The organism is Streptomyces sp. NPDC048734 (genome assembly GCF_043198675.1).
GTDB lineage: Bacteria > Actinomycetota > Actinomycetes > Streptomycetales > Streptomycetaceae > Streptomyces.
The window spans coordinates 122,960-136,721 of sequence record NZ_JBICUZ010000002.1; the positions used below are offsets into that span (position 1 = coordinate 122,960).

The 13,762-nt window shown below is 71.3% G+C and carries 13 protein-coding genes; 7 read left to right on the top strand and 6 right to left on the bottom strand.

Annotation, left to right across the window (positions count from 1 at the left end):
* Positions 1 to 11: 11 nt before the first annotated feature.
* The 3 genes from ACGFQC_RS05780 to ACGFQC_RS05790 form a co-directional block, all read right to left on the bottom strand.
* A complete protein-coding gene (locus ACGFQC_RS05780; protein ID WP_363091010.1) occupies positions 12 to 596 on the bottom strand; it encodes a dihydrofolate reductase in 585 nt (194 codons plus the stop codon).
* Positions 597 to 895: 299 nt separating this feature from the next.
* A complete protein-coding gene (locus tag ACGFQC_RS05785) occupies positions 896 to 2,020 on the bottom strand; it encodes a family 2 encapsulin nanocompartment cargo protein polyprenyl transferase (RefSeq protein ID WP_363091011.1) in 1,125 nt (374 codons plus the stop codon).
* Between the two features lie 109 nt (positions 2,021 to 2,129).
* On the bottom strand, positions 2,130 to 3,536 hold the full coding sequence (locus tag ACGFQC_RS05790) for a family 2B encapsulin nanocompartment shell protein (protein WP_363091012.1): 1,407 nt from the start codon (positions 3,534 to 3,536) through the stop codon (positions 2,130 to 2,132).
* Between the two features lie 174 nt (positions 3,537 to 3,710).
* On the opposite strand from ACGFQC_RS05790, the gene ACGFQC_RS05795 reads away from it, so the two are divergent.
* Positions 3,711 to 4,622: a pyridoxal-phosphate dependent enzyme gene (locus tag ACGFQC_RS05795; RefSeq protein ID WP_363091013.1), complete on the top strand. Its 912-nt coding sequence runs from the start codon at positions 3,711 to 3,713 to the stop codon at positions 4,620 to 4,622.
* A 40-nt stretch (positions 4,623 to 4,662) separates the two neighbouring features.
* Here the strand turns inward: ACGFQC_RS05795 and ACGFQC_RS05800 are convergent, their stop codons facing one another.
* Entirely contained in the window at positions 4,663 to 6,261 is a 1,599-nt protein-coding gene (locus tag ACGFQC_RS05800; RefSeq protein ID WP_363091014.1) for a Na+/H+ antiporter, read from the bottom strand.
* 60 nt (positions 6,262 to 6,321) lie between these two features.
* Here ACGFQC_RS05800 and ACGFQC_RS05805 point away from each other — a divergent pair, with 60 nt between their 5' ends.
* The 3 genes from ACGFQC_RS05805 to ACGFQC_RS05815 all read left to right on the top strand — a co-directional run bounded on the left by ACGFQC_RS05805 (position 6,322) and on the right by ACGFQC_RS05815 (position 8,418).
* Positions 6,322 to 6,582, top strand: a complete 261-nt coding sequence (locus ACGFQC_RS05805) for a UBP-type zinc finger domain-containing protein (RefSeq protein WP_363091015.1) — start codon at positions 6,322 to 6,324, stop codon at positions 6,580 to 6,582.
* Between the two features lie 271 nt (positions 6,583 to 6,853).
* Complete coding sequence (locus ACGFQC_RS05810; protein WP_363091016.1) at positions 6,854 to 7,267, top strand: anti-sigma regulatory factor; 414 nt, start codon at positions 6,854 to 6,856, stop codon at positions 7,265 to 7,267.
* A 17-nt stretch (positions 7,268 to 7,284) separates the two neighbouring features.
* The gene (locus ACGFQC_RS05815) at positions 7,285 to 8,418 is read left to right on the top strand and encodes a SigB/SigF/SigG family RNA polymerase sigma factor (protein ID WP_393287862.1); all 1,134 of its coding nucleotides are present in this window, start codon (positions 7,285 to 7,287) and stop codon (positions 8,416 to 8,418) included.
* Positions 8,419 to 8,448: 30 nt separating this feature from the next.
* Here the strand turns inward: ACGFQC_RS05815 and ACGFQC_RS05820 are convergent, their stop codons facing one another.
* A complete protein-coding gene (locus tag ACGFQC_RS05820) occupies positions 8,449 to 8,946 on the bottom strand; it encodes a hypothetical protein (RefSeq protein ID WP_363091018.1) in 498 nt (165 codons plus the stop codon).
* Positions 8,947 to 9,093: 147 nt separating this feature from the next.
* Here ACGFQC_RS05820 and ACGFQC_RS05825 point away from each other — a divergent pair, with 147 nt between their 5' ends.
* Both ACGFQC_RS05825 and ACGFQC_RS05830 read left to right on the top strand, forming a co-directional pair.
* Positions 9,094 to 10,062 (top strand): diacylglycerol kinase family protein, encoded by a 969-nt coding sequence (locus ACGFQC_RS05825; RefSeq protein ID WP_363091019.1) that lies wholly within the window; start codon positions 9,094 to 9,096, stop codon positions 10,060 to 10,062.
* A 319-nt stretch (positions 10,063 to 10,381) separates the two neighbouring features.
* The gene (locus tag ACGFQC_RS05830; RefSeq protein ID WP_006142322.1) at positions 10,382 to 10,639 is read left to right on the top strand and encodes a WhiB family transcriptional regulator; all 258 of its coding nucleotides are present in this window, start codon (positions 10,382 to 10,384) and stop codon (positions 10,637 to 10,639) included.
* A gap of 169 nt (positions 10,640 to 10,808) precedes the next feature.
* Here ACGFQC_RS05830 and ACGFQC_RS05835 read toward each other — a convergent pair whose 3' ends face one another.
* The gene (locus ACGFQC_RS05835) at positions 10,809 to 12,275 is read right to left on the bottom strand and encodes a PAS domain-containing sensor histidine kinase (protein WP_363091052.1); all 1,467 of its coding nucleotides are present in this window, start codon (positions 12,273 to 12,275) and stop codon (positions 10,809 to 10,811) included.
* Positions 12,276 to 12,891: 616 nt separating this feature from the next.
* Here ACGFQC_RS05835 and nagB point away from each other — a divergent pair.
* Positions 12,892 to 13,677 carry a glucosamine-6-phosphate deaminase gene (gene nagB / locus ACGFQC_RS05840; RefSeq protein ID WP_363091020.1) on the top strand — a complete coding sequence of 262 codons (786 nt, stop codon included), beginning with the start codon at positions 12,892 to 12,894 and terminating at the stop codon, positions 13,675 to 13,677.
* Positions 13,678 to 13,762: the final 85 nt, after the last annotated feature.

A 13,762-nucleotide genomic window follows, 5' to 3' on the forward strand; every position in this document is an offset into this window, starting at 1 on the left:
GGGTAGGCCGGTCATCGCTTCCGCGCGTACCTGCGGACGAGGACTCCGTTGGTGAAGGTGCGCACGGACTCCAGGCTGAAGTCGGTCACGGAGAAGTCGGCGCCGAACATCGGCATGCCGGAGCCGTAGACCTGCGGGTAGGTCTTGATGACGAGTTCGTCGATCTCGTCGAGCAGTGCGCCCGCGATGCGTGAGCCGCCGCAGAGCCAGATGCCCAGCTCACCGTCCTCGGCCTTGAGCCGGCGCACCCGGGCGACCAGGTCCGCGTCGATGATCTCGACGTTCGGGTCGGGTGAGGGGCCGAGGGTGCGGGAGGCGACGAACTCGCGCAGGTGGCCGTAAGGGCTGGTGATGCCCGCGTCGAGGGCGAGCTGGTAGCTGGCCCGGCCCTGGATCACGCTGTCGAAGTTCGGGTTCTCGACGCCTTCGAGGCCCATCTGCTCACGGCCCTGGGCGGCGATGGTGTCCGGGTACGTGGAGGTGAGGTAGCCGAGGAACTCCTCGTCCAGGAAGGCGTACATCGACGACGCGTCGCCCTGCGGGTCTCCGATGAAGCCGTCGATGGAGCAGGCGACGTAGTAGGTGAGCTTGCGCAAGCCGGTCTCTTTCCGTGGTCCGAACTGAACAACTCCATTTGTAGTACTTCACTTGTAGTGATGACAAGTGTTTTTCCGGACCGGACCGGTGACCGCGACAAGTGGGAGAAGGGATTCCGCATGTCCGGGGGTCCTGAGCGGCGGCCCGCACGCGAAGAGGCGGGTCCCGCGCGCCGTGGGGATGCGCGGGACCCGCCGGGCCGGGCCTCTCGGGACCGTACGGAGTCAGGAGCCGTACGGTCCCGGAGCCCCGGGGGCCGCGAGAAGCGAGGGCCGTCCCGGCGGTGGGCCCGGCCTGCTCACATGCTGCGGCGCGTCACGAATTCCGCCAGGGACAGCAGGCCGCCCGCCGCTTCCGGGTCCGGGACGGCGCGGGCCAGCTCGGACATCGCCCGGGCCATGCGGTCCGCCGCCTGTTCCTGGGCCCATTCCCGGCCGCCGGCCCGCTCGACGGCCAGGGTCATGCGCTCCACGTCGTCGCCCTGCTCGCGGGGGGACGCGTACAGCTCCGCCAGCTCCGCGGCGGCCGGGGTGCCGGAGCCGAGCGCGGCGATCACCGGCAGGGACTTCTTGCGGGCGACCAGGTCGGTGCCGGCCGGCTTGCCGGTGTGCCGCGGGTCCCCCCATATGCCGATCACGTCGTCGATGAGCTGGAAGGCGAGCCCGGCCTGACGGCCGAACCCGTCCAGCGCCTCGACATCCTCCTCGGCCGCTCCCGCGTACAGCGCGCCGAGGGCGCAGGCGCAGCCGAGCAGGGCCCCGGTCTTGGCCTCGGCCATGGCGAGCACCTCGTCGAGGGTGACCTCGGCCGGGCCCCGCTTCTCCAGGGCGGTGTCCGAGTGCTGGCCGGCGCACAGCTCGATCACGCAGTCCGCGAGCCGGGCGGCGGCGGCCGAGGACGCCGGATGCGGGTGCGCGGCGAGCATCCCGAGAGCGAGCGCCTGGAGCGCGTCCCCCGCGAGGACGGCGTCGGCGTCACCGAACACCGTCCAGGCGGTGGGACGGTGCCGGCGGGTGGTGTCTCGGTCCATCACGTCGTCGTGCAGCAGCGTGAAGTTGTGGACCAGTTCGACGGCGGCGGCGGCCGGGAGAGCCGCCGTCCTGGCCGCCGGGCCACCGAGCGCGCCGGCCGCGGCGAGCACCAGCGCGGGCCGGATCGCCTTGCCCGCGTTGCCCGCGGCCGGTGTGCCGTCGGCGTGTTCCCAGCCGAAGTGGTAGAGCGAGATCCGCCGCATCGAGCCGGGCAGCGAGTCGATCGCCGCCCGGAGCGCGGGGTCGACCCACCCCCGGGTCTCCTCCAGGATCGCGGCCGCCTCGTGTCCGTCGAGCGCTCCGGGGCCGCTGTCGGTCCGGCCCGGGACGCCCCTTCCCCTCTCCCGTGCCGCGCCGGGGTGCGGCCTGGTCCGCGTCACGTACTCGGTCATCGAGCCCCCCTCGCCAAGTCCGCGCACGGCGGCGGATGCGCGGCCGAGCGCGGACTCCCTGGGTGTACCCGCCCGAGTGGGCGGGGACACGGCGTCCGCACCGGTGAGGTCACCGCCAGCGGCCGATCTCGACGTTCTCCAGCACGCCCAGCGCGTCCGGAACCAGCACCGCCGCCGAGTAGTAGGCCGTGACCAGGTACTTGATGATGGCTTGTTCGTTGATGCCCATGAACCGCACGGACAGGCTCGGCTCGATCTCGTCCGGGATGCCGGACTGGCGCAGGCCGATGACGCCCTGGTCCTGCTCGCCGAGACGCATCGCGATGATCGAACTGGTGCGGGCCTCGGTCACCGGGATCTTGTTGCACGGGTAGATCGGCACCCCCCGCCAGGTGGGGATCCGGTTGCCGGCGACGTCGATCGTCTCGGGGACGAGTCCCCGCTTGTTGAGTTCGCGGCCGATCGCGGCGATCGCGCGCGGGTGGGCGAGAAGCATCTTGGTGCCGCGCCGGCGGCTGAGCAGCTCGTCGAGGTCGTCCGGGCCCGGCACGCCGTCGTGCGGCTGGATCCGCTGGTCGTACTCGCAGTTGTGGAGCAGACCGAACTCACGGTTGTTGACCAGCTCGTGCTCCTGACGCTCCTTCAACGCCTCGACCGTCAGCCGCAGCTGCTGCTCGGTCTGGTTCATCGGCTGGTTGTACAGGTCGGCCACGCGCGAGTGGATGCGCAGGACGGTCTGGGCGATGCTCAGTTCGTACTCGCGCGGCCGGGCCTCGTAGTCCACGAAGGTGTGCGGGATGTCCGGCTCGCCGGCGTGCCCCGCGGCCAGGTCGACGGCCTTCTCACCGTAGCGGTTGGTCGACTGCGCGGGGATCGAGCGCAGGCTCTGCAGGTGCCCGGCCAGTGATCCGGCGCGCTCGGCGACCTGCTCGAAGTCCTGGCGGGACAGGATCAACACGGTGCAGGCGGTGTCCGCGCGGGCGGTGTACTCCCAGATGGCGTCCGGGTCGAGCAGTGCCTGGTCGCCGAAGTACGCACCGTCGGCGAGGACTCCGAGGACCTGGTCGTCGCCGTAGGGGCCGGTGCCGACCTTCTCGACCCTGCCGTGCGCGAGGAGGTGGACCTTGTCGGTCCGGCTGCCGAAGGAGACGATGACCTCGCCCGGCGCGTACTCCCGCTGCCGGCAGCGGGAGGCCAGCTCCGAGAGCACGTCCTCGTCCTCGTAGGACCGCAGCGCGGGCAGCTCGCCCAGCTCCGCGGGGATGACCTCGACACGGTCTCCGGTCTTGACGAAGGTGACGCGACCGTCACCGACGGCGTACGTCAGGCGCCGGTTCACCCGGTACGTGCCACCCTGCACGTCGACCCAGGGCAGATTCCGCAGCAGCCAGCGAGAGCTGATCTCCTGCATCTGCGGTACGGACTTGGTGGTGGTGGCCAGGTTCCGCGCGGCCGCGGTGCCAAGGCTCTGCTGCGGCTTGCCCTGCTCAGCGCGGACTTCTTCGCCTACCGACATAGAGAATTGCCCTCCCGGTGATGCGCCGGAGCCGTACTGCGCCGACGCACTGTTCTCGCGGACAAGCCTTCCATCACGCAAAGTGTTCGTGCCATTACCCGAAAGAGCGGGAATGGATCATCGACGGTGTGGGCAGGCCGGATTTCCGCGCGAGCGGTGTTCGACAATGACGGGGTGACCAGGTCCCTTCCGTTCGACTCCGCCGCCCTGCGCCCCCGGCTGCCCTCACCGCTGGAGGAGGTGGCCGACGACCGGTTCGCCCGGCACGGTGTACGGCTGCTCCTCAAGCGGGACGACCTGATCCACCCGGAGCTGATCGGCAACAAGTGGCGCAAGCTCGTGCCGAACCTGGCGGCGGCGGCCGGTCGGCCGGTCGTCACGTTCGGGGGCGCGTACTCCAACCACCTGCGGGCGACGGCCGCCGCCGGCCGGCTGCTGGGCCTGCCCACGGTCGGGGTGGTGCGCGGCGACGAGCTGGCCGGCCACCCGCTGAACCCCTCGCTGGCCCGCTGCGCGGCCGACGGAATGCGGCTGCACTTCGTCGACCGGGCGACCTACCGCCGCAAGACCGACCCCGTCACACTGGCGGCGGTCCTGCGCGCGGCGGGCGCCGAGGACGCGTACGTGGTGCCCGAGGGCGGCAGCAACGCGCCGGCCGTCCGCGGCTGCCGGGCCCTCGGCGAGGAGCTGCGCGCCCATGCCGATGTCGTGGCCCTCGCCTGCGGCACCGGCGGCACCCTCGCGGGCCTCGCCGCCGGCCTGGGTCCCGGCCGGCGGGCCCTCGGCATACCGGTCCTCAAGGGCGGCTTCCTCGACGGCGCGATACGGGCCCTGCAGCAGGAGGCGTTCGGCGGCCCGGTGGGCGACTGGCGCCTGGACGAGCGCTTCCACTTCGGCGGGTACGCCCGCACCACACCCGCACTCGAGGACTTCGCGCGGGACTTCGAGGAGCGGCACGGCCTGCCGGTCGAGCGCCTCTATGTCGCCAAGTCGCTGTACGGACTCGTCGCCCTCGCCGAGGAGGGCGCCTTCCCGCGCGGGACACGGCTCGCGGCGGTCGTGACGGGCGCGCCGTTCACGTCCTGACCGGCCCGCCCGCCCCACGCTCCGGACCGGGCGGAAGGCCTCAACCCGCCTCCCGGTAGGCGGCGGCCTCCTCCAGGTCCAGCCTGCGCAGCAGCGTCCGCAGCATCTCGTCGTCGATGTGGCGGCCGTCGCGCAACCGCACGAAGACCTCCCGCTCGGCGCTGATCACCTCGCGGGACAGCCGGCGGTAGGTGTCGTCGACGGTCTCTCCGGTGACCGGGTTGACCTGGCCGAGGCGTTCCCAGACGGCGTTGCGGCGGCGTTCGAGGACGGTGCGCAGGCGGTCGGCGAGGGGCGGGGGCAGGGCGTTGCGTTCGTCGGACAGCAGTTCCTCCAGCCGCTGCTCGGCGACCCGGGAGGCCTGGGCCTGCGCGTTGGCCTCGGCGAGGGTCGCGGCCTGCGGATCGGGGGCGGGGAACTTCAGCAGGCGGATCAGCGGGGGCAGGGTCAGCCCCTGCACGACCAGGGTGCCGATGACCGTGGTGAAGGTCAGGAAGAGGATCAGGTTGCGGTGCGGGAAGGGCGCCTCGCCGTGGTCCACGGTGACGGGGATGGAGAAGGCGATGGCCAGCGAGACCACGCCGCGCATGCCGGCCCAGCCGATGACGATCGGCCCCCGCCAGGTCGGGTTCTCCTCGCGCGCGCGGACGCGGGCCGACAGCAGCCGGGGCAGGAAGGTCGCCGGGTACACCCACAGGAAGCGGACCGCGACGACCACGAGGAAGAGGGCGAGCGCGTACAGGACGGCGTCCAGACCCTCGTAGTCGCCGAGCCCCCTGAGGACGATCTGGAGCTGCAGGCCGATGAGTGCGAAGACCGCCGACTCCAGCACGAAGGCGACCATCTTCCACACCGCCTCCTCCTGGAGCCGGGTGGCGAAGTCGACCTCCCACGCGCGGTGGCCGAGGTAGAGGGCGACGACGACGACGGCGATGACGCCGGAGGCGTGGAACTGCTCGGCGGCCGCGTACGCGACGAACGGGATGAGCAGGGAGAGGGTGTTCTGGAGGAGCGGTTCCTTCAGGTGGGTGCGCAGCCAGTGCAGCGGGGCCATCAGGATCAGGCCGACGGCGGTGCCGCCGACCGCCGCGACCAGGAACTCCTCGATGCCGCCGGCCCAGGACGCGCCCTCGCCGACGACGACCGCGAGGGCCACTTTGTAGGCGGTGATCGCGGTCGCGTCGTTCAGCAGGGACTCGCCCTGGAGGATCGTGGTCACCTTCGACGGCAGGCCCACCCTGCGCGCCACCGCCGTCGCCGCGACCGCGTCCGGCGGTGCCACCACCGCGCCCAGCACCAGCGCCGCGGTCAGCGGCAGTCCGGGGACCATCAGATGGGCGGCCCAGCCGACGGCGAGCGTCGCGAAGAGGACGTACCCGACCGACAGCAGGGCCACGGGCCGCAACTGGGCACGGAGGTCGAGGTAGGAGCTGTCGGTGGCGGAGGTGTACAGCAGCGGGGGCAGCAGGAGCGGCAGCACGATGTCGGGGTCGAGGGTGTAGTCCGGCACCCCTGGGACGTACGACACGGCCAGGCCGACGGCGACGAGCAGCAGCGGCGCCGGCACCGGGGTGCGCCGGGCCGCCGCGGCGACCGCCGCGCTGCCCGCCACCAGCAACAGCAGTGGCATCACGTCCATGTCCCGCCCACCCTCGTTTTTCCGCGCGGTCGTCCGTACGACCGTCGTAATCTGGCAATCATGAAACAGTGCACGCACGCCGAAGCGCTGCCGCACCCCGGACCCGTCCCGCTCGGCGAGACGTGTCCTGAGTGCCTGCGGGACGGCACCGACCCGGTGCAACTACGGCTCTGCATGACGTGCGGCCACGTGGGCTGCTGCGACTCCTCGCCGGGTCGGCACGCCACAGAACACCACAAGGACTCGGGTCATCCGATCATGCGGACCTTCGAACCCGGTGAGGACTGGCGCTGGTGCTTCGTCGACCACGTCCTCGTCTGAGCCGTGCCGGGGACGGTCCGCCCGTCCACCGGGTACGGTTCGGGCATCTGACGCCTGGGTACGTCAACCCGGCGCGCCCTCTTCCCTTTTGGGCCGGCAGACCCCTAGACACGGAGCGTATTCACAGCTTTACTGTGAGTGACGACGGGGGGTCGGGGTCCCGGGGACAGGACGGACGAGGGCGCGGTAGCGTCACCGCTGCACCACCCACGCGTTATCCCGGGGGGCGACCCTCGGCCCCCGGAAAGCTTGTACCACCTTGGAGGTGAGGGTGTCCCAGATCGCAGGCGAGCCCGCGACCCAGGACTTCGTGGAAGTCCGGCTGCCGGCTGCGGGTGCCTACCTGTCGGTGCTGCGGACGGCCACGGCCGGCCTCGCGGCCCGTTTGGACTTCACCCTGGACGAGATCGAGGACCTGCGCATCGCGGTGGACGAGGCCTGCGCGATCCTGCTCCAGCAGGCCGTGCCCGGTTCGGTGCTCAGTTGCGTCTTCCGCCTGATCGACGACTCGCTGGAGGTCACCGTCTCGGCGCCGACCACCGACGGGCACGCCCCCGCGCGCGACACGTTCGCGTGGACCGTGCTGTCCGCCCTCGCGGGCAAGGTCTCCTCTGCCGTGGACGAGGACAGAACCGTTTCGATCAGCCTCTACAAACAGCGCGGCGCGGGACCCGGGCCGGCGTGACGAACGGGGACGGGCCGGTGCGGGACGAAGAGCGCAGCACATGGGAGCTGCCGGCCGAGAGCGCCGGGACGGCGGTCTCGGCGGGCGGTTCCCGACGCATGGCGGACGGCATCGACGGCATTCCCGAGCAGGCCCGGCCGCATCCGGAGGACGACCCGGCCTCCGCGGGAACCGGCTTCCCGGAAAGTGCCGAGCAGGAACCGTCTCGGGAGAGACGGATCGGGGGCACCCCAGGCCGGGCCGAGGAAGAGGCTCGACAGAGGGCGACGGGCGGGACGATGAGCGAGCACGAGCGAGACCACGAACACGGCGGCGTGCCGGGCACGCGGCACGAGCCTCAGCAGCCCGCGCCGCACCGGCTCGCGCCCCAGCAGCCGGTGCCCCAGGCACGCGAGCCCCAGGACCGCAGCGGGGCACGCGCGAAGTTCGTCGAGCTGCGCGGGCTGAAGGAGGGCAGCCCGGAGTACGCGGAGCTGCGCAACCAGCTGGTCCGCATGCACCTGCCGCTCGTCGAGCACCTCGCGCGCCGCTTCCGCAACCGCGGGGAGCCGCTGGACGACCTCACCCAGGTCGCCACCATCGGCCTGATCAAGTCGGTCGACCGCTTCGACCCGGACCGCGGCGTGGAGTTCTCGACGTACGCGACACCGACGGTCGTCGGTGAGATCAAGCGGCACTTCCGTGACAAGGGCTGGGCGGTGCGGGTGCCGCGCCGGCTCCAGGAGCTTCGGCTGTCGCTGACGACGGCCACGGCCGAGCTGTCCCAGCTGCACGGCCGCTCGCCGACCGTGCACGAGCTGGCCGAGAGGCTGGCGATCTCGGAGGAGGAGGTCCTGGAGGGCCTGGAGTCGGCCAACGCCTACTCCACCCTGTCGCTCGACGTCCCCGACACCGACGACGAGTCCCCGGCGGTCGCCGACACCCTCGGCGCCGAGGACGAGGCGCTGGAGGGCGTCGAGTACCGCGAGTCGCTCAAGCCGCTCCTGGAGGATCTGCCGCCGCGCGAGAAGCGGATCCTGCTGCTGCGTTTCTTCGGCAACATGACGCAGTCGCAGATCGCGCAGGAGGTCGGCATCTCCCAGATGCACGTCTCCCGCCTGCTGGCGCGCACGCTGGCCCAGCTGCGGGAGAAACTGCTCGTCGAGGAGTGACCCTGCCGCGGCGGGATCCGGTGGCAGCCGCTACTTCTTCTCTCCGCCGCCGGCGTCGCCGGGCCCCCGGATGCCGAGGGCCCGGGTCGTCTCGCCGTTGACGATCAGGACCAGCGCGGCGACTGCGGCGGCGGCCAGCGCGATGCCCGCCGGGATCGCCATGCTGTCGGCCTGGAGCAGGTTGTAGGCGACGGGCAGCGCCATGATCTGGGTGATGACGGCCGGCCCGCGGCTCCAGCTCCGGCAGCCCAGCAGCCCACGTGCGGCGAGCAGGGGCAGCAGGGCGAGGACCACCAGCGTCACCCCGCCGGTGACGGCCTGCTGCCGGTCGTCGGGGTCGCCGGTGAGGCCGAGGACGAGGATCCAGAGCCCGCCGACGACCAGCGCCAGCCCTTCCAGGGCGACGAGCGCGGCGGCGTACGTCAGACGGCGCGGGCGGGGGCCCGCGGGTTCCGCACCTTCCGCGTTCCCGGCGTTCTCCGTGGTCTTCGGGGTCTTCGGGGTGGCGGGGTTCTGCTCGCTGCTCACCCCAGAAGGGTAGCCGCCGCTCCCCGGCCCGTCCCTGTGCCCCTCCGGCCCCGCACATCCCGTCGTGTCACGGCTCACGCCATGGGTGCGGGCCGATCCCCGTTCGGCCTTGTGCCTCGGTACCACCCAGTAGGTACGCTGCCCTCCATGCGTGCACTTCTCGTGGTCAATCCGGCGGCAACCACTACCAGTGCACGGACGCGTGACGTCCTCATCCACGCGCTCGCCAGCGAGATGAAGCTGGAGGCGGTCACCACCGAGTACCGCGGGCACGCGCGGGACCTGGGGCGGCAGGCCGCGCAGAGCGACGACATAGACATGGTCGTCGCCCTCGGCGGCGACGGCACCATCAACGAGGTGGTCAACGGACTGCTGCACGCCGGCCCCGACCCCGAGAACCTGCCCGGCATAGCCGTGGTCCCCGGCGGCTCCACCAATGTCTTCGCCCGCGCCCTCGGCCTGCCCAACGATCCGGTCGAGGCGACCGGCGCCCTGCTGGACGCCCTGCGCGAGGGCAGGGAGCGCACGGTCGGACTGGGGCTCACCTCCGGTACGCCGGGCACGGAGGACGAGGCGGTGCCGGCGCGCTGGTTCACCTTCAACGCCGGTCTCGGTTTCGACGCCGGGGTCGTCGGCCGGGTCGAACAGCAGCGTGAGCGCGGCCGGAGATCCACCCACGCGCTCTACGTCCGCCAGGCCGTGCGCCAGCTCCTCGGTGAGCCGCAGCGCCGGCACGGTTCGATCACGCTGGAGCGGCCGGGCGCGGACCCGGTGACCGATTTGGTGCTGTCCATCGTGTGCAACACGGCTCCGTGGACCTATCTGGGCAATCGTCCGGTGTACGCCTCACCTAAGGCCTCGTTCGATACCGGGCTCGACGTACTCGGTCTCAGCCGTCTGTCGACGGCTTCGGTTGTCCGGTATGGGACCCAGTTGCTCACTTCGTCCCCCGAGCGGGGACCCCATGGCAAGCATGCCGTGTCCTTGCACGATCTGGACCAGTTCACCTTGCATTCGAAGGTCCCGCTCCCCCTTCAGATGGACGGTGACCACCTGGGGCTGCGTACCAGCGTGACGTTCACAGGCGTACGCCGTGCACTGCGTGTGATTGTGTGAGCAGAAAGGGCTGAAGTCCTTTCACTCGAACGTTTAGACCAGGGTCCACCCCATGGAAGTACGGCTGTGACCTAGTCGACACCGAGGAATCAAAAAAAACTTTCCGGAAGGGGTTGTATCCGCCGCTGAGGTTTGCGAGTCTCTACGTGGCGATCGGGACGGCCCGCAGGACCGGCCTCCACTGATCACCGGAACCCCTCTTCAATCCACAGGACCGCGCCAGGGAACCTGGCTGATGGCCCTTCACTTGTTGAGGGATTCGTGAAAGCGTTCACATTCACAAGCAACGTGCATGTAATACCAAGGAGAGGTAGCAGCCATGGACTGGCGTCACAACGCCGTTTGCCGCGAGGAAGACCCCGAGCTCTTCTTCCCCATCGGCAACACCGGTCCTGCGCTGCTGCAGATCGAGGAAGCCAAGGCCGTCTGCCGTCGCTGCCCCGTTATGGATCAGTGTCTGCAGTGGGCGCTCGAGTCCGGCCAGGACTCCGGCGTCTGGGGTGGCCTCAGCGAGGACGAGCGCCGCGCGATGAAGCGCCGCGCCGCCCGCAACCGGGCCCGTCAGGCCTCCGCCTGACGACACCCGCCCCGCAAGCCTGAGCTTGGCGGCGCGTACGGCGTGTACGCATCTCCCGCCCCCGAGCCGCAGCGCGCAGTACCCCCGATGCGCAGCACCCGCTGGCAACGAGCATTCGAGCCCCGGACCCCCGAACGGTCCGGGGCTTCTTGCTGCGCCCGTCCGGGAGTCACTTCTGCGCCCGCACCGGAATGTCCAGGATCACCTGTGTACCGCGCTCCGGCGCCGGAACCATGTCGAAGGATCCCCCCAACTCCCCCTCCACCAGCGTCCGTACGATCTGGAGGCCGAGGTTGCCCGAGGTGTGCGGGTCGAATTCTTCGGGCAGGCCGACGCCGTCGTCCTGGACCGTGACCAGCAGGCGGCCCTCCTTCGTGGTGCCGCCGCGGACCGCCGAGACCTCGACCGTGCCGGTGTCGCCCTCGCGGAAGCCGTGTTCCAGCGCGTTCTGCAGGATCTCGGTGAGCACCATGGACAGCGGGGTGGCGACCTCCGCGTCGAGGATGCCGAAGCGTCCGGTGCGCCGGCCGGCCACCTTGCCCGGCGAGATCTCCGCGACCATCGCCAGGACGCGGTCGGCGATCTCGTCGAACTCCACGCGCTCGTCCAGGTTCTGGGACAGCGTCTCATGGACGATGGCGATCGATCCGACGCGCCGGACCGCCTCCTCCAGCGCCTCCCTGCCCCGCTCGGACTCGATCCGGCGGGCCTGGAGTCGGAGCAGGGCGGCCACGGTCTGGAGGTTGTTCTTCACCCGGTGGTGGATCTCCCGGATGGTCGCGTCCTTGGTGATCAACTCGCGCTCGCGGCGACGCAGTTCGGTGACGTCCCGGCACAGGACGAGCGAACCGATGCGGGTGCCCTTGGGCTTGAGCGGGATGGCCCGGAACTGGATGACGCCGTCGTGCGCCTCGACCTCGAACTCGCGCGGCGCCCAGCCGCTGGCGACCTTGGCGAGCGCCTCGTCCACCGGGCCCCGGGTGGGGGCGAGTTCGGCGGTGGTCAGGCCGAGGTTGTGGCCGACCAGGTCGGAGGCGAGGCCCATCCGGTGATAGGCGGAGAGCGCGTTCGGGGAGGCGTACTGGACGACCCCGTCGGCGTCGAGGCGGATCAGGCCGTCGCCGACGCGCGGGGCCGCGTCCATGTCCATCTGCTGGTCGGGGAAGGGGAAGGAGCCGGCCGCGATCATCTGCGCCAGGTCGGAGGCGCTCTGGAGGTAGGTCAGCTCCAGGCGGCTCGGGGTGCGCACGGTGAGCAGGTTGGTGTTGCGGGCGATCACGCCGAGCACCCGGCCCTCGCGCCGCACGGGGATGGACTCGACCCGGACGGGGACCTCCTCGCGCCACTCCGGGTCGCCCTCGCGCACGATCCGGCCCTCGTCGAGGGCGGCGTCCAGCAGGGGGCGGCGGCCGCGCGGGACGAGGTGGCCGACCATGTCGTCCTGGTAGGAGGTGGGTCCGGTGTTGGGGCGCATCTGGGCGACGGAGACGTAGCGGGTGCCGTCGCGCGTGGGGACCCACAGGACCAGGTCGGCGAAGGAGAGGTCGGAGAGCAGCTGCCACTCCGAGACCAGCAGGTGCAGCCACTCGAGGTCGGAGTCGCCGAGTGCGGTGTGCTGGCGTACGAGTTCGTTCATGGAGGGCACGTCTGCGAGCGTACCTGGGGGTATGTGCGGGGCCTAAAAACGCCTGCGGCACGCGCCCGGAGACACCCGCGGGCCGCGGCGCCTGAGAGGGACCCTCAGCCCTCCCGGCACCGCAGCCCGGAGCAATACCGGCCGCGGGGTGTGCGGTCCCGTCGGCCGAGGGTGAGGATCCGGGGCAGTCAGGGCAGAGAGCTCCGGGTCCTCGGTCCGCCTTCCTGTGCGGGGAAGGCGGAAGTCTGCTGTGCTACTCCACCATTGTGGACTAGACCACTTCGGCTGTCCATGTGCGGGAGCCTGTGCGTTCGTCGGCCAGGGCAGATGTTCGGACGCCCTAGCATCCATGACGCAGCCTAGCCTGTGCGGGCCCCTCTGCGGAGCCGGATGACAGGGCGGTTTCCGGACCACCCGGGACACGGCCGCCCCCCACCACCCTCCCGGTCGCCTCCACCACCCCTCCCCCGCCGTCCCCACTCCCTCCCGGCCCCCTCTCCCACCACCCGGAACTCCGCCGCCACCTGGGCGGAGATACCCGGTTCTGTTAGATTGGTCTAAACCACATAGGCCCTTCCGGGCCCCGTCGAGCCCCTCTCCAGAACGGCAGGCCAGCGTGGAAGTTGTCATCGTTGCGGACGCCAGGTCGGGCGGCGAACTCGTCGCCGAGGCCATCGCACAGCTGCTGCGGCGCAAGCCCGACGCCCTGCTCGGAGTGGCCACCGGTTCCACCCCGCTGCCCGTCTACCAGGCGTTGACGGCCCGGGCGCGGTCCGGCGCCGTCGACACCTCGCGCGCGCGCATCGCCCAGCTCGACGAATACGTCGGCCTGCCCGCCGAGCACCCCGAGTCCTACCGCTCGGTGCTGCGCCGGGAGGTGCTGGAGCCGCTCGGCATCGGCATGGACGCCTTCCTGGGGCCGGACGGCACCGCCGGGGACGTACAGGCCGCGTGCGAGGCCTACGACCGGGCGCTGGCCGCGGCCGGCGGGGTCGACCTCCAGCTGCTCGGGATCGGGACGGACGGGCACATCGGGTTCAACGAGCCCTGTTCCTCGCTGGCCTCCCGGACGCGGATCAAGACGCTCACCCAGCAGACCCGGATCGACAACGCGCGGTTCTTCGACGGGGACGTCGAACAGGTCCCGCACCACGTCATCACGCAGGGCATCGGGACCATCCTGGAGGCACGGCACCTGGTGCTGCTCGCCACGGGTGAGGGCAAGGCGGACGCCGTCGCCGCGACCGTCGAGGGGCCGGTGGCGGCCGTCTGCCCCGCCTCGGCGCTCCAACTGCACCCGCACGCGACCGTCGTCGTCGACGAGGGCGCCGCGTCCAAGCTGAAGCTCGCGGACTACTTCCGCCACACCTACGCCGACAAGCCGCGGTGGCAGGGCATCTGAGGGGCGTGCCCCGCACCGCCCGGCAGTACGGCACGGGCGCCGGATCCCTTCGAGGGGATCCGGCGCCCGTGCTGTCGCAGGAGGC